Source organism: Allobosea sp. GW823-FHT01F03 (assembly GCF_058798075.1).
The window spans coordinates 5189640-5213737 of sequence record NZ_CM179505.1; the positions used below are offsets into that span (position 1 = coordinate 5189640).

At 69.3% G+C, this 24098-nt stretch carries 25 protein-coding genes and 1 riboswitch; of the genes, 18 read left to right on the plus strand and 7 right to left on the minus strand.

Features of this window, described 5'->3' with window-relative positions; genetic code table 11:
* Positions 1–161 precede the first annotated feature (161 nt).
* Both AC3RCC_RS24795 and cobD read right to left on the minus strand, forming a co-directional pair.
* Entirely contained in the window at positions 162–1133 is a 972-nt protein-coding gene (locus AC3RCC_RS24795) for a D-2-hydroxyacid dehydrogenase (RefSeq protein ID WP_492256918.1), read from the minus strand.
* 164 nt (positions 1134–1297) lie between these two features.
* The gene (gene cobD / locus AC3RCC_RS24800; RefSeq protein ID WP_492256919.1) at positions 1298–2323 is read right to left on the minus strand and encodes a threonine-phosphate decarboxylase CobD; all 1026 of its coding nucleotides are present in this window, start codon (positions 2321–2323) and stop codon (positions 1298–1300) included.
* On the opposite strand from cobD, the gene cbiB reads away from it, so the two are divergent.
* Entirely contained in the window at positions 2322–3302 is a 981-nt protein-coding gene (gene cbiB, locus AC3RCC_RS24805) for an adenosylcobinamide-phosphate synthase CbiB (protein WP_492256920.1), read from the plus strand. The genes cobD and cbiB overlap by 2 nt on opposite strands.
* 7 nt (positions 3303–3309) lie before the next feature.
* Here cbiB and cobO read toward each other — a convergent pair whose 3' ends face one another.
* Together cobO and cobU are read right to left on the minus strand one after the other, a co-directional pair.
* Positions 3310–3921 (minus strand): cob(I)yrinic acid a,c-diamide adenosyltransferase, encoded by a 612-nt coding sequence (gene cobO, locus AC3RCC_RS24810; protein WP_492256921.1) that lies wholly within the window; start codon positions 3919–3921, stop codon positions 3310–3312.
* 13 nt (positions 3922–3934) lie between these two features.
* Positions 3935–4447, minus strand: a complete 513-nt coding sequence (cobU, locus tag AC3RCC_RS24815) for a bifunctional adenosylcobinamide kinase/adenosylcobinamide-phosphate guanylyltransferase (protein ID WP_291646371.1) — start codon at positions 4445–4447, stop codon at positions 3935–3937.
* Between the two features lie 123 nt (positions 4448–4570).
* Positions 4571–4750, plus strand: a riboswitch (cobalamin riboswitch).
* Positions 4751–4788: 38 nt separating this feature from the next.
* Here cobU and AC3RCC_RS24820 point away from each other — a divergent pair.
* The 9 genes from AC3RCC_RS24820 (at position 4789) to cobJ (ending at position 14215) form a co-directional block, all read left to right on the plus strand.
* On the plus strand, positions 4789–4962 hold the full coding sequence (locus AC3RCC_RS24820; protein ID WP_291636049.1) for a CbtB domain-containing protein: 174 nt from the start codon (positions 4789–4791) through the stop codon (positions 4960–4962).
* 12 nt (positions 4963–4974) lie between these two features.
* A complete protein-coding gene (locus tag AC3RCC_RS24825; RefSeq protein ID WP_492256922.1) occupies positions 4975–5718 on the plus strand; it encodes a CbtA family protein in 744 nt (247 codons plus the stop codon).
* A gap of 48 nt (positions 5719–5766) precedes the next feature.
* Positions 5767–6192: a DUF1636 family protein gene (locus tag AC3RCC_RS24830; protein WP_492256923.1), complete on the plus strand. Its 426-nt coding sequence runs from the start codon at positions 5767–5769 to the stop codon at positions 6190–6192.
* Positions 6189–7238: a cobalamin biosynthesis protein CobW gene (gene cobW / locus AC3RCC_RS24835; protein WP_492256924.1), complete on the plus strand. Its 1050-nt coding sequence runs from the start codon at positions 6189–6191 to the stop codon at positions 7236–7238. Before AC3RCC_RS24830 ends, cobW begins: the two co-directional genes overlap by 4 nt.
* Before the next feature lie 62 nt (positions 7239–7300).
* The gene (cobN, locus tag AC3RCC_RS24840) at positions 7301–10756 is read left to right on the plus strand and encodes a cobaltochelatase subunit CobN (protein ID WP_492256925.1); all 3456 of its coding nucleotides are present in this window, start codon (positions 7301–7303) and stop codon (positions 10754–10756) included.
* Positions 10753–12042, plus strand: a complete 1290-nt coding sequence (gene cobG / locus AC3RCC_RS24845) for a precorrin-3B synthase (RefSeq protein WP_492256926.1) — start codon at positions 10753–10755, stop codon at positions 12040–12042. Before cobN ends, cobG begins: the two co-directional genes overlap by 4 nt.
* Before the next feature lie 4 nt (positions 12043–12046).
* Complete coding sequence (locus tag AC3RCC_RS24850; protein WP_492256927.1) at positions 12047–12679, plus strand: precorrin-8X methylmutase; 633 nt, start codon at positions 12047–12049, stop codon at positions 12677–12679.
* Between the two features lie 70 nt (positions 12680–12749).
* Complete coding sequence (locus AC3RCC_RS24855) at positions 12750–13427, plus strand: precorrin-2 C(20)-methyltransferase (RefSeq protein WP_492258828.1); 678 nt, start codon at positions 12750–12752, stop codon at positions 13425–13427.
* Positions 13424–14215 carry a precorrin-3B C(17)-methyltransferase gene (cobJ, locus tag AC3RCC_RS24860; protein WP_492256928.1) on the plus strand — a complete coding sequence of 264 codons (792 nt, stop codon included), beginning with the start codon at positions 13424–13426 and terminating at the stop codon, positions 14213–14215. The genes AC3RCC_RS24855 and cobJ overlap by 4 nt, the downstream gene beginning before the upstream one ends.
* On the opposite strand, the gene AC3RCC_RS24865 is transcribed toward cobJ, so the two are convergent.
* On the minus strand, positions 14158–14919 hold the full coding sequence (locus AC3RCC_RS24865; RefSeq protein WP_291633707.1) for a cobalt-precorrin-6A reductase: 762 nt from the start codon (positions 14917–14919) through the stop codon (positions 14158–14160). The genes cobJ and AC3RCC_RS24865 overlap by 58 nt on opposite strands.
* Here AC3RCC_RS24865 and cbiE point away from each other — a divergent pair.
* From cbiE to bluB, 5 genes are all read left to right on the plus strand, one after another.
* Positions 14918–16171 (plus strand): precorrin-6y C5,15-methyltransferase (decarboxylating) subunit CbiE, encoded by a 1254-nt coding sequence (cbiE, locus tag AC3RCC_RS24870; protein WP_492256929.1) that lies wholly within the window; start codon positions 14918–14920, stop codon positions 16169–16171. The two genes, AC3RCC_RS24865 and cbiE, sit on opposite strands and share 2 nt — an antisense overlap.
* An 8-nt stretch (positions 16172–16179) precedes the next feature.
* Positions 16180–16575, plus strand: a complete 396-nt coding sequence (locus AC3RCC_RS24875; protein ID WP_492256930.1) for a cobalamin biosynthesis protein — start codon at positions 16180–16182, stop codon at positions 16573–16575.
* Positions 16572–17339 carry a precorrin-4 C(11)-methyltransferase gene (gene cobM / locus AC3RCC_RS24880; protein WP_492256931.1) on the plus strand — a complete coding sequence of 256 codons (768 nt, stop codon included), beginning with the start codon at positions 16572–16574 and terminating at the stop codon, positions 17337–17339. Before AC3RCC_RS24875 ends, cobM begins: the two co-directional genes overlap by 4 nt.
* Complete coding sequence (locus AC3RCC_RS24885) at positions 17336–18661, plus strand: cobyrinic acid a,c-diamide synthase CobB (protein WP_492256932.1); 1326 nt, start codon at positions 17336–17338, stop codon at positions 18659–18661. Before cobM ends, AC3RCC_RS24885 begins: the two co-directional genes overlap by 4 nt.
* A gap of 152 nt (positions 18662–18813) precedes the next feature.
* Positions 18814–19434 carry a 5,6-dimethylbenzimidazole synthase gene (bluB, locus tag AC3RCC_RS24890; RefSeq protein WP_492256933.1) on the plus strand — a complete coding sequence of 207 codons (621 nt, stop codon included), beginning with the start codon at positions 18814–18816 and terminating at the stop codon, positions 19432–19434.
* A gap of 71 nt (positions 19435–19505) precedes the next feature.
* On the opposite strand, the gene AC3RCC_RS24895 is transcribed toward bluB, so the two are convergent.
* The gene (locus AC3RCC_RS24895; protein WP_291633695.1) at positions 19506–20159 is read right to left on the minus strand and encodes a CoA transferase subunit B; all 654 of its coding nucleotides are present in this window, start codon (positions 20157–20159) and stop codon (positions 19506–19508) included.
* A gap of 16 nt (positions 20160–20175) precedes the next feature.
* Positions 20176–20883 carry a CoA transferase subunit A gene (locus tag AC3RCC_RS24900; protein WP_492256934.1) on the minus strand — a complete coding sequence of 236 codons (708 nt, stop codon included), beginning with the start codon at positions 20881–20883 and terminating at the stop codon, positions 20176–20178.
* Positions 20884–21290: 407 nt separating this feature from the next.
* On the opposite strand from AC3RCC_RS24900, the gene AC3RCC_RS24905 reads away from it, so the two are divergent.
* The 3 genes from AC3RCC_RS24905 to AC3RCC_RS24915 are packed head-to-tail and all read left to right on the plus strand — an operon-like array spanning position 21291 to position 24028.
* A complete protein-coding gene (locus tag AC3RCC_RS24905) occupies positions 21291–22055 on the plus strand; it encodes an ABC transporter ATP-binding protein (protein WP_291633691.1) in 765 nt (254 codons plus the stop codon).
* Entirely contained in the window at positions 22045–22788 is a 744-nt protein-coding gene (locus tag AC3RCC_RS24910) for an ABC transporter ATP-binding protein (protein ID WP_492256935.1), read from the plus strand. Before AC3RCC_RS24905 ends, AC3RCC_RS24910 begins: the two co-directional genes overlap by 11 nt.
* Positions 22789–22825: 37 nt before the next feature.
* A complete protein-coding gene (locus AC3RCC_RS24915) occupies positions 22826–24028 on the plus strand; it encodes an ABC transporter substrate-binding protein (RefSeq protein ID WP_291633686.1) in 1203 nt (400 codons plus the stop codon).
* The last annotated feature ends 70 nt before the right edge of the window (positions 24029–24098 follow it).

The following is a 24098-nucleotide window of genomic DNA, read 5'->3' on the forward strand; positions in this document are numbered from 1 at the left end:
CGCCTGCCGGCGCCCATGGTCCGCCGCCCCTGCGCGGGCATCTGGCGCGGTCAGACGAGATGGCTGCGGCCGGGCGGCGGCGCGCCCACCAGAGCTGTCTCGTCCGGCGGCAAGACGACTCCGCTCGACATGCCGGGCGGCGGCCTCCGCGAACGGAGGACTCAAACGACCTGATTATGGAGCCCCGCGTCGCCGCGCTCGAGGCGCCCGAGATTTTCCAGCAGCATGTCGACGATGTTGCGTTCATAGGCGCGCGTCTCGCCGGCGCTGTGCGGGGTGACCAGCGCATTGGACAGGGTCCAGAGCGGAGAATCCGCCGGCAGCGGCTCCTCATGGACACAGTCGATGCCGGCGCCGGCGAGGCGGCCGGACGCCAGGGCCGCGATCAGCGCGGCTTCGTCGACGACACGGCCGCGCGCGACATTGATCAGAAAGGCCGAGGGCTTCATCGCCGCGAGCGCGGCAGCATCGATCAGCCCCTCGGTTTCCGGCGTGAGCGGGCAGGTCAGCGCGACGATATCCGCCGCGGCGAGCACGCTAGCGAGTTCGGTCGGCGGTACGATCTTCTCGATCCCCGGCTCGCTGCCGCCGCGGCGGCGCACGCCGATGACATGCATGCCGAAGGCGCCGGCGAGGGCTGCGAGCCGCATGCCGATGCGGCCGAGCCCGACCACGACCAGCGTCTTGCCGCCGAGTTCGTCCTCACGGCGGGTACGATCGCCGATCATCGGCCGCCAGAAATGCCTGGCCTGGTTGTCGCGAGCGAGATGGAGCTGACGCGCCAATGCCAGGATCAGCGACATCGCATGCTCGGCAACAGCCCGTTCATTGCTGCCCTGGCCACTGGCGAGGCGGATGCCGCCGGCGGCGAGGCGCTGCTTGTCGAACTGGTCGGTGCCGGCACTGACAGACTGGATGAAGCGCAATTTTCCGGCGCCATCGAGCATCTCGTTGCGCCAGAGACCGGAGACGACCAGCACATCGGCTTCGTGCGCCCTTGCCTTCAGTTCATCGACGGTGCGCACCTCGAAGCTCGCAGCCTCGCCGTGCCGCGCCAGATACTCGTCGCGAAGCTCATAGGCGGCATGGGCGAAGCCGATGGTCAGGGCGTTCCGCTTCGGCCAAGGCTGCATGTCGTTTTCTCCGGGAATTCAGAATCGGGCACAGCCGCGACGATAGCCTGCGATCGCGCGCCCGTCGCCATCGCACCCTGCCCGATCGGCCGCGCCTCCCAGCCAGCCAACGGATAGCGCTCCGGATTGGCCCGCGAGCCGACCCCAGGGGGAGCGCAGCGCGGCTACGACCAACGCCCGTCGCCTTCGGCGCCGAGGACGGTCTCGAGCCGGACCCAGCCCGGCTCGTCGCCCGGCAGGCCGAAGCGCAGGCGCGACGGATCATGCCGGAAGCGCCTGACATAGATGCCCGCCCGCCCGAGACGCTCGAACAGGGCCGGCGCCGCGGATGTCTCGAGCAGGCGATAGAGTATGGTTCCGCCGACGACGCGGCCAGATTTGGCGAGCAGGGCGTCGAGCCGGCGCGCATCGGCGGCACGGGCCTTTTCCTGCGCCGCGAGCCAGCCGGCATCGCCGAGCGCCTGAGTGCCGATTTCGAGTGCCGGTCCCGCCACCGCCCAGGGGCCGAGCATGCCGCGCAACGCCTCGACATGCCGGCTCTCGCCGATCGCGAAGCCGAGCCGCACCCCGGCCAGACCATAGGCCTTACCGAAGGAACGCAGCACCAGCGTCGCTTGCGGCAAGGTCGGAACGAGACTGGCGCCGGGCTGGAAGTCGGCGAAGGCCTCGTCGATCACCAGCAGGCCACCGCGCGCTGCAAGACTGCCTGCCACGGCCGTCAGCGCCGGCAGATCGACAATATGGCCATCGGGATTGTTGGGATTGACCACGACCACGACATCAGCCGCGCCGGCCTCGGCGAGATCGGCGATCTCACGGACCTCGCAGCCGGCTTTCCGCCAGGCCAGCTCGTGCTCGCCATAGGTCGGCCCGAGCACCGCCACGCGCGCCTGCGGCGCGAGGCGCGGCAAGAGCTCGATCAGAATCTGCGTGCCCGGCGCAGCGACGATGGCGCTTGCCGGCAACATGCCATAGGCGCGCCCTGCCGCCGCCAGCAATGCCGCCTCCTCGCGCCCCCCGGGCAGACGCTGCCAGAGGCTTAACGGCAGCGCCGGAAGCGGATAGGGGAAGGGGTTGATACCGGTCGAGAGATCGATCCAGGGCTCCGGCGCATCGTGAAAGAGCGCCTTGGCCGTGGCGAGATCGCCGCCATGCCAGATCGCCCCTTCCGTCCCCGCTCCGTCCGCCATGATCTTCCCCGACGCTTTGCCGCTGCTCCTCGCCGCCCTGATCATCGAGGCGGCGATCGGCTATCCGGCGCGCTTGTACGCATGGATCGGCCATCCCGTCACCTGGATCGGGGCGCTGATCGCGGCGCTGGACCGCAGGCTGAACCGCGAGAGCGCCGCCTTCTCCAGAAGGCGCCTCGCCGGTCTCGCGGCACTCGCCATCCTGCTTTGCGTGACGCTGGTGGCGAGCCTCGTCCTGCTCTGGCTCTGCCGCCTGGCGGGTGCCTTTGCCCTGCTGCCGCTCGCTTTGCTCGCTTCGACCTTGCTGGCGCAGCGCAGCCTTTACGAGCATGTCGCCGCCGTCGCCGAGGGGCTCGAGAAGGATGGACTTCCTGGCGGGCGCAAGGCGGTCGCGATGATCGTCGGGCGCGATCCTGAGAGCCTCGACGAGGCCGGAGTGGCGCGGGCCGCGATCGAGAGCCTGTCGGAGAATTTTTCCGACGGCATCGTCGCGCCGGCCTTCTGGCTCGGCATCGGCGGCCTGCCCGGCGCCATCCTCTACAAGGGGATCAACACCGCCGATTCGATGATCGGCCACAAATCGCCGCGCCATCTCGCCTTCGGCTGGGCGGCGGCGCGGCTCGACGACCTCGTCAACCTGCCGGCCTCGCGGCTGACCGCCCTGCTGCTGGTCGCAGCAGCGGCGCTCGATCGGCAGGCCGATGCCTCCGCCGCCTGGCGCGCCGTGCGCCGCGATGCAGGGCGCCACCGCTCGCCCAATGCCGGCTGGCCGGAGGCGGCGATGGCGGGGGCGCTCGGGCTTCGTCTCGCCGGGCCGCGCGTCTATGGCGCGGTCAGGGTCGAGGATGGCTGGATGGGCGACGGACGGGCCGAGGCGAAGGCAGCCGACATCCGGCGGGCGCTCGGGCTCTACCGGAAAGCCTGCCTGATCCTGTGGGGGCTGGCGGGGCTCGGCAGCCTCGCAGTGCTGGCTGGCTGAGCGACGCTCAGAACTCGATCCCCTCCTGGGCCTTCACGCCGGCGGCGAAATGGTGCTTCACCAACGTCATCTCGGTGACGAGATCGGCGGCCTCGATCAACTCCGGCTTGGCGTTGCGGCCGGTGACGACGATGTGGAGATCGGGCCGGCGCGCCTGCAAGACCGCCACGACCTCGGCGAGCGGCAGATAGTCGTAGCGCAGGGCGATGTTGAGCTCGTCCAGGACCAGGAGCCGGATGCTCTCGTCGGCCATCAGCTCCTTCGCCTTCTCGAAGGCGCGGGTCGCGGCGGCGATGTCGCGGGCCTTGTCCTGCGTCTCCCAGGTGAAGCCCTCGCCCATCGAATGCCAGGAGATCTGATCGCCGAAGGCCTCCAGCGCCTTGCGTTCGCCGGTCGACCAGGCGCCCTTGATGAACTGCACGACGCCGATGCGCCAGCCATGGCCAAGCGCCCGCAGGATCAGGCCGAAGGCGGCGGTCGACTTGCCCTTGCCGGGTCCGGTGTTGACGATCAACAGCCCCTTCTCGAGCGTCTTGCCGGCGACCTCGGCGTCCTGGACCGCCTTGCGCTTCTCCATCTTCGCCTTGTGGCGGGCGGCCCCACCGTCATCGATCGTCATCGCTTCGTCCCTGCTATTTCACCTGCATCGGCAGACCGGCGACCATGAAGACCACGCGCTCCGCCTGACTCGCAAGGCGCTGGTGCAGCCGCCCGGCCTCGTCGCGGAAGCGGCGGGCGAGCGCATTCTCCGGCACGATGCCGAGGCCGACCTCGTTCGAAACCAGCACGATCGGCCCCTGCGCCTCGCGGCAGGCGAGCATCAAATCACCTGTGGCGATGGCGATATCGCGCTCGGCCAGGATGAGATTGGTCAGCCAGAGCGTCAGGCAGTCGACCAGCACCGGCCGCCCGGGCGGAACGGCACGCAGAGCCTCGGGCAGCGCCATCGGCGCGTCGATCGTCCGCCAGTCCGGCGAGCGGCGGGCCCGGTGCTCGGCAATCCGCGCGCGCATCTCCTCGTCATAGGCCTGGGCGGTGGCGATGTAGATCCAGGGAGCCGGCAGGGCTTCGATCAGCGTCTCGGCATGGCGGCTCTTGCCGGAACGGGCGCCACCGAGGACGAGGGTGAGCGGGGGAACGGTCATGTCTTGGTCTCCGCGTCATGCTCGGGCGCAGAGCCGAGCATCTCTTTCAGGAGATTCTCGGCTCTGCGCTACGCTTCCGGCCGAGAATGACGTGAGTGCATTGCACAGCGCCCGCCGGATGGCTAATGATCATCCCCGACGGTGCCTCGGCGACGAGGTGAAAAGGGAACGCGGTGCGATGCCGCGGCTGCCCCCGCAACTGTAAGCGGCGCGTCCTGCGCCATCGGCCACTGGGTTTCCCGGGAAGGCGGAGCAGGACACCAAGCCGTGAGCCAGGAGACCTGCCGTCTTTCGATGTCGTCCAACAGGCTGCCGGTGGGGTGGCCAGGAAGTGAACCAAGATGAATACGGCTACCGTCTCCAGCCAGGCCAGCGTCTCCGAGCGTGCGAAAGCCGTCGCCGCGGCGCTGATCCTCGGCTTCGTGCTGGTCTACACCGTCGGCTTCGCGGCCTCCGCGAATGTCCACAATGCGGCGCATGACGCCCGCCACGGCCTCGCCTTCCCCTGCCACTGACGGGGAAGCCAAATGGTCACGCGTGTTCTCACGGTCAGTCTTCTGGCCGGGCTTCTGGCTGGGCTGCTGATATCGGCGCTCCAGCACGTCACCACGACGCCGCTCATCCTCAAGGCCGAGACCTATGAGGCGGCGCTGCGCGCGCAGCCCGCACCGATGCAGGCGGCCTTCACCGGCGAAGCCCGCATCCACCTCGCGCACGGCCCGGCCGCGCATGGGGACGAGCATGAATGGAAGCCGCAGGACGGTTTCCAGCGCACCGCCTTCACCAGCCTGGTGACGATCGGCACCGCGATCGGCTTCGCCGCCCTGTTGCTCGCCGGCATGATCGCGGCGAACGAGCGGATCGACGAGCGCCGGGCCCTGGCCTGGGCGGTCTGCGGGTTCCTCGCCTTCGGGCTCGCCCCGGCTATGGGGCTGGCGCCGGAACTGCCGGGCGCAGCCGCGGCGGAGCTACAGCACCGGCAGCTCTGGTGGCTGATGACCGCAGCCGTCACCGCGGGCGCGCTCTTCGTCTTCCTGCGGGTCGAGTCCTCCTGGGCAAGGGCGCTCGCCGTGCTCGCTTTGCTGCTGCCGCATCTGATCGGCGCGCCGCACCCGGTCGCTCCGGAAAGCCGGGTCCCCGCCGAGATCGCGGCGCATTTCGCGGCGCTCTCGCTCGCCATCCAGGCCGCGCTCTGGCTCGCCACCGGCTTCGCCGTCGGCGTGCTCTGGCCCTGGGCCACGCGCCGCAGCGCCGCCACGGCGGCGGCCTGACGCCTCGCGCGGCCGGAAACGGCCGCGCCAGTCCAAGGAAGCAGTCTCATGCTCGAAGGCGATCTCGCCCTCGCGACCATCGCCCGGCTGGAGCCGGGCTGCACCATCCATGTCTGCACAGCCTGCCGGCGCCAGCGCGACGATCTGCCTGACGGCTATGACCGGCCGGGCGTCGAGCTCGCATCGGCCCTGGCCGCGCGCCTTGCCGGCAGCCGCGTCGCCGTCGTCGAGGTCGAATGCCTCGCCGTCTGCAAGCGGCCCTGCACCATCGCGCTCGCCGCCGACGGCAAGTGGACCTATCTAATCGGTGACCTCGACACCGACAGCCATCTCGACGAGATCGTCGGCGCGGCGCAGAGCTTTGCCGCCAGCGCCAACGGCATCGTTCCCTGGAAAGAAAGACCCGCCTCGTTCCGCAAGGGCGTGGTCGCGCGCGTGCCTCCGCTGCCGCGCCAGCAAGGATCTGATCAATGAACGCTCCCCAGAACCCCACGCTCGGCAAGGTGCCGTGCACGATCATCACCGGCTTCCTCGGCGCCGGGAAGACGACCCTCGTCCGGCATCTGCTCGAGAATGCCGGCGGCAAGCGCCTCGCCGTGCTGGTCAACGAATTCGGCGATCTCGGCTTCGACGGCTCCTTCATCGCCGGCTGCGGCATCGAGGGCTGCTCGGAGGATGACATCGTCGAGCTGCCGAATGGCTGCATCTGCTGCACCGTCGCCGATGACTTCGTGCCGGCACTGGAGAAGCTGCTCGACCGGCCGAACCCACCGCAGCACATCCTGATCGAGACCTCGGGCCTGGCTCTGCCGAAGCCGCTGGTCCAGGCCTTCAACTGGCCGGCGATCCGCAGCCGCGTCACCGTCGACGGCGTGATCGCAGTGGTCGACGGGCCGGCTGTCGCCGAGGGCCAGTTCGCCGACGATCCCGAAGCGCTGAAGGCACAGGCGGCTCAGGACCAGTCGGTCGACCATGACAACCCGCTGGAGGAGGTGTTCGAGGACCAGATCCTCTGCGCCGACCTGATCCTGCTCAACAAGAGCGACCTCATCGACGCGGAAGAGCGCGAGCGGGTCAAGGCCGAGATCGCCGAGCACCTGCCCAAGGCGATCAAGGTGGTCGAGACCGCTCATGGCAAGGTCGAGCCGGCCCTGATCATCGGGCTCGGCGCCGCCGCCGAAGCCGACCTCGCGGCGCGCCCCTCGCATCATGGCGAGGGCGAGGACCATGATCATGACGATTTCGACAGCGTCGCCCTGCCGCTGCCGGAAGCCGGCTCGCCGGAGGAACTCGTCGCCCGCCTCGCCAAGGCCGCCGAGGCCGAAGGCGTGCTGCGCCTGAAAGGTTTTGCCGCCGTCCCCGGCAAGCGGATGCGGCTCGTCGTGCAGGGCGTCGGCCGACGCATCGGCCACCATTACGATCGCGCCTGGGAGGCTGACGAGGCCCGTGACGGCAGGCTCGTCGTCATCGGCCTCAAGGGCTTCGACCGCTCCGCCGTCGAGGCCGCCCTCAAGGGCTGAAAGCGATGAGGTCCGGACGGCGGTCTCGCGCCTTCCGGACATCATGTTGAGAAAGTGATGCGATGCATCTGCTTCCGACCAGCGAGGTGAGGCTCGACGACGGCGAAGACGCCGTCGACCTCGCCTTGCCGCCGGGAGACATCATCGTTCTCTCCTTCAGCGACAGCGATCTTTCGGCGGTGGCGGCGGCCTCTTCGTCCTGGTCGGGCTTGTCCCGACCATCCACGCCTTCCCTTGGCACGGACAGTGTTCAAGACATGGATGCTCGCCACAAGGGCGAGCATGACGGAGGAGGCGCGGCATTCACGCTTCGCCTCGTGCCGCTGCGACGCTGCAAGCATCCGCTCTCGATCGACCTCTTGATCGAAAAGACGTTGAGCCGCTCGCGCTTCGTGCTGCTGCGCTGCCTGGGTGGGCTCGACAGCTGGCGCTACGGCATCGAGCAGGTCGCCGCCGCCTGCCGGCAGAACGGCGTGGCTCTCGCCGTGCTGCCCGGCGACGACCGGGAGGATGAGCGGCTGGCTGGCCATGGCACGGTGCCGCCTGCGTTCGCGGGCGCGCTGCTGGGCTATTTCCACGCCGGCGGCGGTGCCGAGAACATGCGGCGGCTGCTGGGGCGTATCGACGGTTATCTGGAAGCGCAACGCGACATATCCGATGTTGCTCCCGCCCCGCTCCCGCCGCTCTTCGCCCTCGGCCCCGACGCCGCGCCCCTGCCCTGGCGCGCCGCGCTCGCCACTCTGCCGGCCGAAACGCCTCTCGTGCCCGTCCTCGTCTATCGCTCCGGCGTCACCGCCGGTGACACCGCGATGGTCGAGGCGATCGCGGCAGCCCTTGCCGCGCGCGGCCTTTCCCCGCTTCCGCTCGCCCTGACCAGCCTTAAGGACGCCACCGTCGCGGCCGGGCTCGCCGAGCTGATCGCGGCACGCAAGCCGGCGCTGATCATCACCAGCACCGCCTTCTCGGCCCGCGAGAGCGAGGGCTTCGTGCTCGACGCTGCCGATTGTCCGATCTTGCAGGCCGTGCCGGTCGGCAGCGCCCGCGAGGCCTGGGAAGCCTCGCCACGCGGGCTTTCCGCCGCCGACCTCGCCATGCAGGCGGCGCTGCCGGAGTTCGACGGCAGGCTCGGCGCGATCCCGGTCGCCTTCAAGCAGGAGGTCAGCGATCCCGCGACCGGCCTCAGCCTGCGCCGGCTCACGCCCGATGCGGACGGCGTCACCGCGCTCGCCGAGCTCGCGGCGAATTGGGTGGCGCTCGGCCACAAGCCGGCCGCCGAGCGGCGGCTCGCTCTGGTGATGTCGGACTATCCCGCCCGCGGCGGCCGCGCCGGCTTCGCCGTCGGCCTCGACACGCCAGCGAGCGCGCTGGCGATCCGGGAATTGCTGGCCGGGGCGGGGTATGATGTCGCCCGCGACGTCGTCCCTACCCTCAACCCTCATCCTGAGGAGCGGCCTGCAGCCGCTCCTCAGGATGAGGGTTGGCGGTTGATGTCCGCACTCACCGAGGGGCCCGCCGACTTCGCCGTTCCGCTCTCGGCCTATCGCAACTGGCTCGCCACGATTCCGGCCACCGCCCGCGCCGCGCTTCTCGCCAGCCATGGCGCCCCCGAAGCCGACCCCGCCTGCTGCGGCGGAGCCTTCCGCTTCCGGCTCGTGCGTTTCGGCAAGCTCGCCGTCGCGCTGCAACCGGCGCGCGACGCCTCGCCCGATCGCAAAGCGCGTTATCACGACCCCGATGCGCCGCCGGGCCATGGCTATCTCGCCTTCTATCTCGGCTTGCGGGAGATCGAGCGGGTCGACACCCTGATCCACCTCGGCACCCATGGCACGACCGAATGGCTGCCCGGCAAGGCGGTGGCGCTCTCGGCCGCATGCTGGCCGCGCCTCGCCATCGGCGCGCTGCCGGTGATCTACCCTTACGTCGTCGACGACCCCGGCGAGGCCGCCCCGGCAAAACGCCGGCTTTCGGCTCTGACGCTCGGCCATCTGCCGCCGCCGCTCGCCGCGAGCGAGGCCGCCGGCGAGGCGGCCCTGCTGCGCGACCTTGTCGAGGAATATGCGCAGGCGCAGGTGCTCGATCCGCGCCGCGCCGAGATCGTGGCACGCGAGATTCTCGACCGGGCGCAGGCGAGCGGGCTCGCCGCCGCCTGCAGCGTCACGCCGGGCCAGGACATGCCGAGCGCGCTCGCGGCGCTCGATGCCCATCTCTGCGACCTCGCCGAGATGCAGTTCCGCGACGGCCTGCACATCTTCGGCAGCTCGGAAGCCGATCCGGAATCGGCTGCTAACGAGCGTCGCAACCTGCTGAAGGCCCTCGATGCCCGCTTCGTGCCGCCCGGCCCGGCAGGCGCACCGCAGCGCGGGCGGCCGGACGTGCTGCCGACCGGGCGCAACCTCTCGACGCTCGATCCGCGCGCCGTGCCGACGCGCGCCGCCGCCCGATTGGGGGGGGTGGCGGCCGAGGCCGTGGTCGCCCGCCATCTCCAGGACGAGGGCGATTATCCGCGCCGGATCGTCATGGATCTCTGGGCTTCTCCCACCCTGCGTTCCGGCGGCGAAGACATAGCGCATGCGCTGCATCTGATGGGCGTCTCGCCAGTCTGGGACCATGGCTCGACCCGGGTCACGGGCTTCGCCATCACGCCGCAGGCCAAGCTCGCCCAGCCGCGGCTCGACGTGACGATCCGCATTTCCGGTGCCTTCCGCGACACGTTTCCGGCGCAGATCGCCCTGCTCGACGCCGCCGCCAGAGCCGTCGCGGCGCTCGACGAGCCCGAGGAATGGAACGAGCCGGCCGCCGCCCGCCGGCGCGGCGAGACCGGCAGCCGGATCTTCGGCGCCGCGCCCGGCCGCTATGGCGCGGCCATGGCCGACCGGGCGCTCGATGGCGACTGGCGCTCGCGCGACGAACTCGGCGCGGCCTATCTCGCTGCCAGCAGCCATGCCTATGGCGGGGCGGACGGATCAGGACGGGCCGATATCGGCTTCGCGGCAAGGGTCGCGGCGGCCGATGCCTTCATCCATGCCAGCGACACCGCCGGCCGCGACATACTGGAAGCGACGAGCGCGGCCGATGCGATCGGCGGCTTCGTCGCGGCAATGCAGGCGCTGGGCGGAGAGGCTGTGACCTACAGCCTCGACACCTCCGATCCGCAGGCGCCGAAGGCGCGGACGCTCGCCGAGGATGTCTCGCGCATCGTCCATGGCAGGCTCTGCCATCCCCGCTGGATCGCGGGCCATCTCGCCCATGGCTGGCGCGGGGCGGCCGAGCTCGCCGAGGCGGTCGATGCGCTCTTCGTCTATGCCGCGAGCACGGACGCCGTCTCGGACGCCCTGTTCGATGCGGTGTTCCAGGCCTATTGCGGCAATGCCGCGACCTGGCAGGTGCTGGAGGCGGTCAACGCGCCGGCCGCCGCTTCGATCCGCTCGCGTCTCGCCGAAGCGCAGACGCGAGGGCTGTGGCGCAGCCGGCTGAACTCCACGGCGCTGCTCGCCGCCGAGCGGGAGGCGGCGGAATGAGCCTGCCCGCGCCCGAAACGATGCGACGCGGCTGGTGTCCCGGCACCTTGCGGCCGATGCAGACCGGCGATGGCTGGCTGGTGCGGCTGCATCCACCGCGCGGAGCGCTTTCACCGGCGCAGCTGGCATTCGTCGGCGAACTGGCGACCCGTCATGGCAATGGCCAGATCGAGATTTCGAGCCGCGGCAATCTCCAGCTGCGCGGCGTGCGCGAAGAGACACATCCGGCACTGGTCGCGGAACTGCTCGCCGCCGGGCTGGTCGATGAGGCGACGGGCGAGGGGCCGCACCGACTGGTGCTGGCTTCGCCGCTCGCCGGCCGTGAAGCGGGCGAGCTGCTCGACACTGCCGCCCTCGCCGCAGCAGTGGAAAGCGCCGGCCGCCGCGTCGCAGGGTTGCCGGCCAAGTTCTCGATCGTGGTCGATGGCGGCGGCGCTCTGGCGCTCGACGATTTTGCGGCCGATCTGCGCTTGCGCGCCGTCGCCATCGAGGCCGTCGCCTTCGGCCTGCCGGGCGGGCTCTGGTTCGGACCGGTCGATCCGGCAACTGCGCCCGCGATCGCCGCGATGCTGCTCACCGGCTTCACCGCCGAGGCGCGCGTCAGAAGCGGCGAGGTCCGGCGCATGCGCGAGCTCGACGACGAGGCGCTGAACGCGCTCGCCGCCGTGTGCGACCTGGCTCCGATGCCGGCTCCCACGGCGCGCCCTTTCCCTGCACCGGTTGGCGTCGCCGCCGAGCGGGACAACCGTTTCGCAGTCCTCGCCGGCCTGCCCTTCGGCCGCGGCGACGCCGCAAGCCTGGCACGGCTCGCGGAGCTGGCCGAGCGTTTCGCGATCGAAGAGATCCGGCTCTCGCCCTGGCGCGGTCTCGGCTTCTGCGGGGTTTCGAGCGCCGCCGAGGCGCTGGCTGCCGCCCTCGCACAAGAAGGCCTCGTGCTCTCGCCAAGCGACCCGCGCCTCCCCGTCTCGGCCTGTGCCGGCGCGCCGGCCTGCGATCGTGCCACCGCAGCGACGCTCGCTGATGCTGGACCTCTGTCGCAGGTCCTGGCGCCCCTGCTGGCGGAGGGGCTGACGCTGCATCTTTCCGGCTGCGTCAAATCCTGCGCCCGCCAGGGCGCTGCCGACCTCACCCTCCTGGCCAGCGAGGCCGGCTACGACGTCATCCTCGCCGGCAGCACCCGTGGCAAGCCGATCGCACATCTGACGCTGGCGGAACTTGTGCGCCGGCTCGAACCGGGTCAGGACATCCGCGCGCGCCTCGAGGCCGCAGCGCACCATCGGGAATGAAGATTTGAACACGCGCCACGCCTATCTGCGCGACGGAGCCGCGATCTACGAGCGCTCCTTCGCCATCATCCGGGCCGAATCCGACCTCTCCGGCTTTTCCGGCACCGCCGAGCGCGTCGTCGTGCGGATGATCCATGCCTGCGGCATGACCGATCTGCCCAAGGACGTGGCGATGTCGCCGGATTTCGCGGCGACCGCGGAAGCGGCCCTGGCCAAGGGCGCACCGATCCTTTGCGATGCCCGCATGGTCGCCGACGGCGTCACCCGCGCCCGCCTTCCCGCCGGCAACGAGGTGATCTGCACGCTCACCGACCCTTCGGTGGCGAAGCTGGCGCAGGAGATGGGTACGACCCGCTCGGCCGCGGCGATGGAGCTCTGGCGGCCGCATCTGGAGGGCAGCCTCGTGGTCATCGGCAATGCGCCGACCTCGCTGTTCCGCCTGCTCGACATGCTCGATGCCGGAGCGTCCAAGCCGGCCGCCGTGATCGGCATCCCCGTCGGCTTCGTCGGCGCGGCGGAATCGAAGGAGGCGCTGGCGCTGGACGGGCGCGTGCCTTTCCTCGTGGTGCATGGCCGGCGCGGCGGCTCGGCGATGGCGGCGGCGGCGGTCAATGCGCTGGCGCAAGTGAAGGAGTGAGAGGGTGAGCGAACAGGCCCCCCGCACCCTGCTCTTCGGCGTCGGCCTCGGCCCCGGCGATCCCGACTACATGACCGTGCGCGCCCGCGACATCATCCTCAAAGCCGACCGTCTCGTGCACTTCTGCAAGCGCGGCCGGCGCGGCAATGCCCGTGTCACGGCAGACGCGATCATCGCGCCGGATGCCGCCCGCGAGATCGAACTCGCCTTCCCGGTGACGACGGAGGTGCCGGTCGAGGATGAAGGCTATGCCGGGCCGATCGCCGCCTTCTACGACGCCGCTGCCGAAAGGCTCGCGGATGAAATGGCCGCCGGCCGCACCATCGCCGTACTCTGCGATGGCGATCCGTTCTTCTACGGCTCGTTCATGCATCTCTGGCGGCGCCTCGCCCAGCGCTTCCCGACCGAGGTGGTGCCGGGCGTCACCGGAATGGCCGGTGCCTGGACGCGGGCCGCCGCGCCGATCACCTGGGGCGACGACGTCATGACCGTGCTACCGGGCACGCTCGCCGAGGGCGAGCTGACGCGCCGTCTCGTCGACACCGATGCGGCGGTGATCATGAAGCTCGGCCGCAACCTGCCCAAGGTCAGGCGAGCCTTGCAGCAAGCAGGGCTGATCAACCGCGCCATCTATGTCGAGCGCGCCACCATGGCCGACCAGCGCGTGGTGAGGCTGGCCGAGAAGCCCGATGACGAGGCGCCCTACTTCTCGATGATCCTGGTGCCCGGCGAAGGGCGGCGGCTGTGACCGGCTCTCTCACCGTCGTCGGGCTCGGCCCCGGCGAAGCGCGCTATCTGACGCCGGCGGCACAGGCGGCACTCGATCAGGCCAGCGATCTTATCGGCTATGGCCCCTATCTCGACCGTATCCCCGTCCGGACCGGCCAGAGCAAGCATGCCAGCGACAACCGGGTCGAGATCGACCGGGCCCGGCATGCGCTGGAACTCGCCGCCGCGGGGAAGAAGGTCGCAGTGGTCTCCGGCGGCGATCCCGGCGTCTTCGCCATGGCGGCCGCCGTATTCGAGGCTGTAGAGGCCGGCGAGCCCGGCTGGCGCGAGCTCACGATCACCGTCGAGCCCGGCGTGACCGCAATGCTGGCAGCGGCCGCGGCGGCCGGAGCCCCGCTCGGGGGCGATTTCTGCGCGATCTCGCTATCGGACAATCTCAAGCCCTGGGACGTCGTCACCGCCCGGCTGGAGGCGGTGCTGCGGGCGGATTTCGTGATCTGCCTCTACAATCCGATCTCGAAGGCGCGGCCCTGGCAACTCGGCAAGGCGCTGGAACTCGCACTCGCCGTCCGGGCGCCCGACACGCCGGTGCTGTTCGCGCGCGCCATCGGCCGGGCCGACGAAGCACTGCGCGTCCTGACGCTGGGCGAAGCTCATGAAGCAGCAAGCACGGCCGACATGGCGACGCTGGTGATGATCGGTGCGAGCGGCACGCGCCTGATCGCGCGCGAGGGAAAGGCCCCCTTCGTCTATACGCCGCGCTCTGTGACGAAGAGCCCCTGTGCCACCAGCCAGGGCAGAACCTGATCGATATGGGTGACGTATTCGACATCGGGCTTGGGCGGCCGCTCGACCATGATCACCGGCAGGCCGAGCCGGCGCGCCGCGACGAGCTTGCCGAGCGTCATCGAGCCGCCGGCATTCTTGCTGACCAGGATCTGCGTCCCCTCCCGGTGCATCAGCCTTTCCTCGGCCTCGGCCTCGAAAGGCCCGCGCTGCTGCAGGACCTTGGCATGCGGCAGCGGCAGTTCACCAACCGGCTCGATGACCCGGATCAGATAGCGGTGCTGCGGTGCCGCGAAGAAATGCGGCAGCTCGAGCCGGCCGATGGTCAGGAAGACGCGCTGCGGCTCGGGGCCGAGCGCCTCGACAGCGGCGGCAATGTTCGGCACGCTGCGCCAGCGGTCGCCAGCCCGAGGCCGCCAGCTCTCGCGCCTGATCGCGAGCAGCGGCACGCCCTCGGCCTTGCAGGCGGCCTCTGCGTGAAAGGGCATGATGGCGGCGAAGGGATGGGTCGCATCGATGACCGCAACCACGCCTTCCTCGACGAGATAGCGGCGCAGGCCGGCAATGCCGCCGAAGCCGCCGATGCGGGTCGGCAGCGACAGCGGCCGCGGATCGGAGGTGTGGCCGGCGAGAGAGATCACGGCACGAATCTCGGGGGCCTGCTCAGCCAGAAGCTGATCAAGTGCAGCCGCTTCGCTGGTGCCACCAAGGATGAGGACGGTCATGAATCTTTTGTCGCCTGAAACCGACAAGCTGTCGAGCGCAGCGCAGCATGGCCCCTGGCTCTCGCTGGTCGGACTCGGCGAGGATGGCCGCGCCGGACTAACCCCAGAGGCTCTCGCGGCACTCGAACAGGCCGAGATCGTGTTCGGGGGAGAGCGCCATCTCAAGCTGATCGGAAAGGTCCCCGGCGAGGCCCGGGCATGGCCACAACCCTTCAGAAATGCGCTGCCGGCGATCCTGGCCGAACGCGGGCGGGCGGTCTGCGTTCTGGCCACCAGCGACCCGTTCCATTACGGCATCGGGGCCGGGCTGACCAAAGCGCTCCCTCCGGAGGAAATGCGGGTTATCCCGCAATTGTCAGCGTTTTCGATGGCTTGCACGCGGATGCGCTGGCCTCAGGAGGAGTGCGCGCTGGTCTCCCTGCACGGGCGGGCCTTACAGCGCATCATCCCGCTGCTGCAGCCGGGGGCACGCATCCTGGCGCTGTCCTGGGACGAATCGACGCCCGCCGCCGTCGCCGCGCTGCTGTCGGAGCGCGGCCTCGGCGGCAGCTCGCTCACCGTGCTCGAAGCGCTGGGAGGCCCGAAGGAGCGCGTCCGCGAGACGCGTGCCGACGCCTTCGCGATTGAGGGGATCGTGCCGCTCAACATGCTGGCGGTCAGCGTCGTCGCCGGCGCCGATGCCCGCATCCTGCCTCTGGCCAACGGCCTCGCCGACGACTGGTTCGAGCATGACGGCCAGCTGACCAAGGCCGACATCCGCGCGATCACACTCTCGGCACTCGCACCCCGCGCCGGCGAGCTGCTCTGGGATGTCGGTGCCGGCTCCGGCTCGATCGGCATCGAATGGTGCCTGCGCCACCGCCACAACCGCGCGATCGCTTTCGAGGAGCTCCCGGAGCGGGCGGCACGCATCGGTCGCAACCGGCTGACGCTCGGCGCAGTGCCGATCGAGATCGTCGAAGGCAAGGCACCGGCGAGCTTCGCCGGCAAGGCTTCACCCAATGCGGTCTTCATCGGTGGCGGGCTCGGCGATCCCGGCCTGTTCGAGGCCGCCTTCGCGGCGCTGAAGCCGGGCGGCCGGCTGGTCGCGAACGCCGTGACCATCGAGGGCGAGGCGCGGCTCGCGGCGCTGTTCGCGCAGCATGGCGGCAATCTGCGCCGCATCGGCATCGCTCATCTCGATCCGGTCGGAACGATGCATGGCTGGCGGCCGGCGATGCCGGTGACGCAATGGCGGGTGGTGAAGCCGTGAGCTCCGGCATGACCGCCGGCATCGGCCTGCGCTCCGGCACCTCGGAAGCCGACATCCTCGCCTGCCTGACGCAGGCGCTGGCGGCGGCCGGGATCGGCTCCGAGCGCCTCGGCCGGATCGCGACGCTCGCCTCGCGCTTCAGCGAGCCCGGTCTCGTCGCCGCCGCACGCACGCATCAGGTCGAGCTCGTCGCCATTCCCGACGAGGCGCTGGCCGGCTTTGAGGCCGCCTGCGCCACGCGCTCGACCCGCGTCGCAGGTCTCTATGGCGTCGGCTCGGTGGCGGAGGCGGCGGCACTGGCCGCCGCCGGGCCGGGCGCCGTGCTGGTGCAGCCGCGCATCGCCACGAGCCGCGTCACATGCGCGCTCGCCCGCAGCGCCGAACCGGACAAAAACGCCTTATGACCGTGCATTTCATCGGCGCCGGCCCGGGCGCCGCCGACCTGATCACCCTGCGCGGGCGCGACCTGATCGCCTGCTGCCCGGTCTGCCTCTATGCGGGGTCGCTGATCCCGCAGGCGATGCTCGGCTGGTGCCCGCCGGGCGCGCGCATCGTCGACACCGCCCCGCTCGATCTCGACGCGATCATCGCCGAAATCGCGGCGGCGCATGAGCAGGGCCAGGACGTGGCCCGGCTGCACTCCGGCGACATCTCGATCTGGAGCGCGACCGGCGAGCAGATGCGCCGGCTGGAAGCGCTCGGCATTCCCTATGAGGTCACGCCGGGTGTGCCGGCCTTCGCCGCCGCCGCCGCCGCGCTGAAGCGCGAGCTCACCCTGCCGGGCGTCGCGCAATCGCTGGTGCTGACGCGGACCTCAGGACGCGCCTCGGCCATGCCGGAAAAGGAGAAGCTCACGACCTTCGCCGCTTCGGGGACGACGCTCGCCATTCATCTCTCGATCCATGTGATCGAGCAGGTCGCCGCCGAGCTTACGCCGTTCTACGGCGCCGATTGCCCGGTCGCGGTGGTGTTTCGCGCCTCCTGGCCGGATGAACGGGTGTTGCGTGGCACGCTCGCCGACATCGCGGCGCAGGTGCGCTCCGCCGATCTCGAACGGACCGCGCTGATCCTGGTCGGCCCGGCCCTCGGCAGCGCGGATTTCGGCGAGAGCGCACTGTATTCCACCGGCTATGACCGCCGTTTCCGGCCGCGCGGGGGACAGGCATGACGGCCAGGGGCCTGCTCATCGCCGCACCGCGCTCCGGCTCCGGCAAGACCACGATCACGCTCGGCCTGCAGCGGGCGCTCACCCGACGCGGGCTTGCCGTGCGCGGCCTGAAATGCGGGCCGGACTATATCGACCCGGCCTTCCACGCCGCCGCGACCGGCGCCCCCAGCGCCAATCTCGACAGCTATGCGATGTCGGACGCGCTGCTTGCCGGCATCGCAGGCACGGCGGCGCAGGATGCCGACGTCATCGTCGCCGAGGGCTCGATGGGCCTGTTCGACGCTGTCCCGGGGCCGGAAGGGCACACCGGCGCCAGCGCCGACATCGCCGCTTTGCTCGGCTGGCCGGTCGTGCTCGTCGTCGACGTCTCCGGTCAGGCGCAATCGGCCGGGGCGGTCGCGCTCGGCTGCAAGCTCTACGATCCGCGCATCAGGATCGCCGGGGTCATCCTCAACAAGGTCGCGAGCGAACGCCATCGCCGGCTCGCCGCCGCCGGCATGGAGCGGATCGGCCTGCCGGTCTTCGGCGCACTGCCGCGCGAGGCCAGCCTGATCCTGCCCGAGCGCCATCTCGGCCTGGTGCAGGCCGGCGAGACCGACGATCTGCATGCCCGGCTCGATGCGTTGGCGGAAGCGGTCGCAGGCGCGGTCGATCTCGATGCGGTCGTCGCTGCGGCCGGCGCGACGATGCTGCCGGTATCGGGCGAGGCCGCGGCGGCCCTGCCCGCCCCCGGCAAGCGCATCGCCATCGCCCGCGACTCCGCCTTCAGCTTCGTCTACCCGCATGTCGAGGCCGGATGGCGGGCGCAAGGAGCCGAACTCCGCCCATTCTCGCCGCTGGCCGACGAGGCGCCCCCGGACGACTGCGACGCCTGCTGGCTGCCCGGCGGCTATCCGGAGCTGCATGCCGGGCGGATCGCCTCGGCCTCGCGCTTCCTCGACGGCCTGCGCACCTTCGCCCGGACGCGCCCCGTCCATGGCGAATGCGGCGGCTATATGGTGCTCGGCCGGAGCCTGACCGATGCCGACGGGGTAAGCCATGCCATGGCAGGGCTGCTCTCGGTCGAGACCAGCTTTGCCAAGCGCAAGATGAATCTCGGCTACCGCAACGCCGTACTGGAAGCCGATTGCCCGCTCGGAGCGGCGGGCGCGCGCCTGAGCGGCCATGAGTTCCATTATGCCAGCATCGTCTCGCAAGGCGAGGACCCGTCGCTCGCAGTGGTCAGCGACCCGCATGGCTCGGCCCCGGTTCCCGCAGGCAGCCGCCGTGGGCACGTGACCGGCTCCTTCTTCCACGCCATCGCGCGCAGGGCTGAGCCTTGAGCGCGCAATCGATCCGAACCACCTTCAGCCCTCATCCTGAGGAGCGACCCGCAGGGTCGCGTCTCGAAGGATGCTCCAGCAGGCTTCGAAACGACCTGAAACATCCTTCGAGAGGCCGCTGCGCGGCTCCTCTGGATGAGGGCTGAGAAGAGATGTCCGCCCAATCTCCGAGCTTCGACGAGGCCTTCGCCGAAAAGCTCGGCGAGTTGCTGGCCTGGCGGCGCGATGTCCGGCGTTTCCGCGCGGATGCCCTGCCGGACGCGCTGCTCGCCAAGCTCATCGCCCTGATGGAACTCTCACCCTCGGTCGGCCATTCGCAGCCCTGGCGCTGGCTGAGGGTCGACGATCCCGATCAGCGTCTCGCGGTGCAGGCGAGCTTTTCCCGCTGCAATGCCGAGGCGCTGGCCGATTACGAGGGCGAGCGCGCGGCGCTCTATGCGCGGCTGAAGCTCGAGGGCTTGCGCGAGGCGCCAGTGCAGTTCGCGGTGTTCTGCGATCACGGCACCTTGCAGGGCCATGGCCTCGGCCGGCGGACCATGCCGGAAATGCTGGATTATTCGGTCGTCGCCGCGATCACCCAGTTCTGGCTCGCCGCCCGTGCCCATGGCGTCGGCGTCGGCTGGGTCTCGATCCTCGACCCCGAAGAGGTGCGCCGCATCGCCGGCGCACCACCCGGATGGAAGCTGGTCGCCTATCTCTGCGTCGGCTTCCCGGTCGAAGAGCACGATGTGCCGGAGTTGGTGCAAGCCGGCTGGGAGAAAGGGCGCAGCTGAGCTGCGCCCGTCATTGTCGGAGCCCCTGCGTCAGGAGATGGCCGGGTCGAGCCCGGCCATGACACGCAGCGTCAGAGCGCGACCTTGAACGGCGCCTCGGTTTTGGCCTTGATCTCGTCGAGGGTGACGCCCTCGGCGAGTTCGATCAGGGTCATGCCGGCGCCGTTCTCGTCGATCGAGAAGACGCCGAGATCGGTGATCACCATGTCGACGACGCCGGCGCCGGTCAGCGGCAGGTCGCAGGCCTTGAGCAGCTTCGGCGATTCCGAGCCGTCCTTGTTCCTGGCGACATGCTCCATCACCACGACGACCTTCTTGACGCCGGCGACGAGGTCCATGGCACCGCCCATGCCCTTCACCATCTTGCCGGGGATCATCCAGTTGGCGAGGTCGCCATTCTGCGCGACCTGCATGGCGCCGAGGATGGAAAGGTCGATATGGCCGCCGCGGATCATGCCGAAGGAATCAGACGACGAGAAATAGCTCGTCGTCGGCAGTTCGGTGATGGTCTGCTTGCCGGCATTGATCAGGTCGGGATCCTCCTCGCCCTCATAGGGGAAGGGGCCCATGCCGAGCATGCCGTTCTCCGACTGGAGCTGCACGCTCATGCCGTCGGGGATGTAGTTCGAGACGAGCGTCGGGATGCCGATGCCGAGATTGACGTAGAAACCGTCCTTCAGCTCCTTGGCGGCACGCGCGGCGATCTGTTCACGGGTCCAGGCCATGTGCGTGATCTCCTGCTCAAGCCGTTTCGCGCTTGCGGACGGTGCGCTGCTCGATGCGCTTCACCGGGTTCGCCAGATGGACGATCCGCTTCACGAAGATGCCGGGGGTGTGGATGTGGTCGGGATCGATCTCGCCGGCCGGGACGAGATGCTCGACCTGCGCCACGGTCAAGCGCGAGGCCGTCGCCATCATCGGATTGAAGTTGCGCGCGGTCTTCCGGTAGACGAGGTTGCCCTCGGTATCGCCCTTCCAGGCATGGACGATCGAGATGTCGGCGAACAGGCCGCGCTCCATGATGTAGCGCTCGCCGTCGAACTCGCGCTCCTCCTTGCCTTCGGCGATCAGCGTGCCGACGCCGGTCTTGGTGAAGAAGGCCGGGATGCCGGCGCCGCCGGCGCGGATGCGCTCGGCGAGGGTGCCCTGCGGGTTGAATTCGAGTTCGAGCTGGCCGGAAAGATACTGCTCGGCGAAGAGCTTGTTCTCGCCGACATAGGAACTGATCATCTTCTTGATCTGCTTGGTCTCGAGCAGGATGCCGAGCCCGGCACCATCGACGCCGGCATTGTTGGAGATGAAGGTCAGGTTCCTGGCGCCGGAGTCGCGGATCGCCTCGATCAGCGTATCGGGAATGCCGCACAGGCCGAAGCCGCCCGCCATGATGGTCATGCCGTCCTTGACGATGCCGGCGAGTGCCGCCGCCGCATCGGGATAGACCTTCTTCATCGTGATGCCTTTGTCGCTGGGAAAGGAAGCTGATCGGGCCTGCAGCAAGAACTAGCCGAGCCCCCAGCGGCCCGCAACACGGGAAAGTCCGTCTCGGGCAGCGCCCCGCTGGACCATGACGGCTCAGCCTGACGGGAAGCCCGGACTTGCCGGTGAGGTTTCGCGCCCGCGAGGTCCCGCTCGCGCGCCAGCCGGCACCGAACCCGTCTTCCGGACGCCGGCTTGGGAACGACAGCGCTCCACCCGAGGCCTTACGCCTTTTGTCTAAGCCGGGCTTTTCACCCCAACCGGATGGACTTCCCTGCACATGCGCGCCGTTGACATGGGTGATATGCGCGGTGCAGCATGACGGCCTAGGGGAAACGATCAAACAAGATTGAACGGGGTGACCGACATGCGTGAGTTGTATGTCTGAGGATATTATTCTCTCGACGTCGGGTCTTACGAAAGAATTCGCCGGCTTCACAGCAGTCAATGGGGTCGATCTCAGCGTCAAACGCGGCACGATCCACGCGCTGATCGGCCCGAACGGCGCCGGGAAGACGACCTGCTTCAATCTTCTGACCAAGTTTCTCGCGCCGACGCGCGGGTCGATCGTCTATAATGGCCGCGACATCACGCGGCAGAAGCCGGCAGAGATCGCGCGGCTCGGCTTGGTGCGCTCCTTCCAGATCTCGGCGGTGTTCCCGCAGCTCAGCGTGATGAACAATGTCCGCATCGCGCTGCAGCGCAAGCGCGGCGACTCCTTCGATTTCTGGCGTTCCGAAGACGTGCTGCGTTCGCTCGACAAGGAGGCGCTGGCGCTGGTCGAGGCCGTTGGTCTGTCCTCGTTCGCCAACCTGCCGGCGGTCGAGCTCTCCTACGGACGCAAGCGCGCCCTGGAGATCGCCACGACCCTGGCGCTCGACCCGGAAATGCTGCTGCTCGACGAACCGATGGCCGGCATGGGCCGCGAGGACATCGAGCGGATCGCGACGCTGATCCGCAAGGTCTCGAAGAACCGAACCATCCTGATGGTCGAGCACAACCTCTCGGTGGTGGCCTCGCTGTCGGACCGCATCACCGTGCTCGCCCGCGGCCAGGTCCTGGCCGAAGGCGACTATGCCACGGTCTCGAAGGACCCGCGCGTGGTCGAGGCCTATATCGGCTCGGGAGTCGGCCATGGCCATTGAAGCGACCCTGGAGCGCAAGACGCAGGCCGGGACGACGCCGCTGCTGAAGGTGCGCGGCCTCGAAGCCTGGTATGGCGAGAGCCATGTCCTGCACGGCATCGACCTCGATGTCGGCGAGGGCGAGGTGGTGACCCTGCTCGGCCGCAACGGCGCCGGCAAGACGACGACGCTGAAGTCGATCATGGGCGTGATCGGCAAGCGCAAGGGCTCGGTCAACTTCGCCGGCAAGGAGACGATCTCGCTGCCCTCGCGCGCCATCGCCAGGCTCGGCCTCGGCTATGTCCCCGAGGAGCGCGGCATCTACTCGACCCTCTCGGTCGAGGAGAACCTGATGCTGCCGCCGCAGGTGAAGCCTGGCGGGCTCTCGGTCGCGCAGATCTTCGAGCTCTTTCCCAACATCAAGGAGCGGCTGAGGAGCCAGGGCACCAAGCTCTCGGGCGGCGAGCAGCAGATGCTGGCGATCGGCCGCATCCTGCGCACCGGCGCCAACCTGCTGCTGCTCGACGAGCCGACCGAGGGCCTCGCCCCGGTGATCATCGACCAGATCGGCGCGACCATCCGCATGCTCAAGCAGAAGGGCTTCACCATCGTCCTGGTCGAGCAGAACTTCCGCTTCGCCCAGACCGTCGCCGACCGTCACTACGTCGTCGAGCAGGGCAAGGTGATCGACATGATCCCGAACGAGGAGCTCGACGCCAATATCGACAAGCTGCACGGCTATCTCGGCGTCTGAACCAGTCCAGAACAAAGACATAAGGTGGAGGAACGGCATGAAGACTACAGCACTGCTTCTCGGGACCGCGCTCGCCGCACTGGCGGCCGGCGCCGCCCAGGCCCAGACCAGCGTCAAGGTCGGCGTGATGAACGACCGCTCAGGCCTCTATGCCGACCTCTCCGGCGAAGGCTCGGTGATCGCGGCCCGCATGGCGGTCGAGGATTTCAAGGCGGCGGAGAAGGGCATCAAGGTCGAGATCGTCTCGGCCGACCACCAGAACAAGCCGGACGTCGGCTCGACCATCGCCCGGCAGTGGTATGATCAGGATGGCGTCGACGCGATCCTCGACGTGCCTACCTCCTCGGTCGCACTGGCGGTCAACCAGATCACCAAGGAAAAGAACAAGATCCACATCAATTCGGGCGCGGCCTCCTCGGACCTGACCGGCAAGGCCTGCTCGCCGAACACGATCCACTGGACCTATGACACCTATGCGCTGGCCCAGGGCACGGGCGGCGCCATGGTGAAGGCCGGCGGCGACAGCTGGTTCTTCATGACCGCCGACTACGCCTTCGGCCATGCGCTCGAGCGCGACACCGGCGCCATCGTCACCAAGAATGGCGGCAAGGTCGTCGGCGCGGTGCGCACGCCGTTCCCGGGCACCGACTTCTCCTCCTTCCTGCTCCAGGCCCAGGCCTCGAAGGCCAAGGTCATCGGTCTCGCCAATGCCGGCGGCGACACGATCAACTCGATCAAGCAGGCGGGCGAATTCGGCATCACCTCGGCCGGGCAGAAGCTCGCCGGTCTCCTGGTCTTCATCACCGACGTGCATGCGCTCGGCCTGCAGACGGCACAGGGGCTGGTCCTGACCGAGGCCTTCTACTGGGACAATAATGACGGGACGCGCGCCTGGTCGGAGCGCTTCGCCAAGGCCAATGGCGGCAAGAAGCCGTCCATGGTCCAGGCCGGCGTCTATTCCGGCATGCTGCACTATCTCAAGGGCATCGAGGCGGCCAAGAGCAAGGACGCCACCGCCGTGATGGCGAAGATGAAGGAGCTGCCGACGGACGACCCGCTGTTCGGCAAGGGCTCGGTCCGCGCCGATGGCCGCAAGATGCACGACATGTACCTGTTCGAAGTCAAGAAGCCGTCGGAATCGAAGGGACCGTGGGACTATTACAAGCAGGTCGCGGTGCTGAAGGCCGACGACGCCTTCAAGCCGCTTTCCGAAAGCGAGTGCCCGCTCGTCAAGAAGTGAGGGGCTGACGACAGCCTCCGCACCATCCAAGGCTCCGGGGCCGCGAGACGGCCCCGGATTGTCTGTTGTC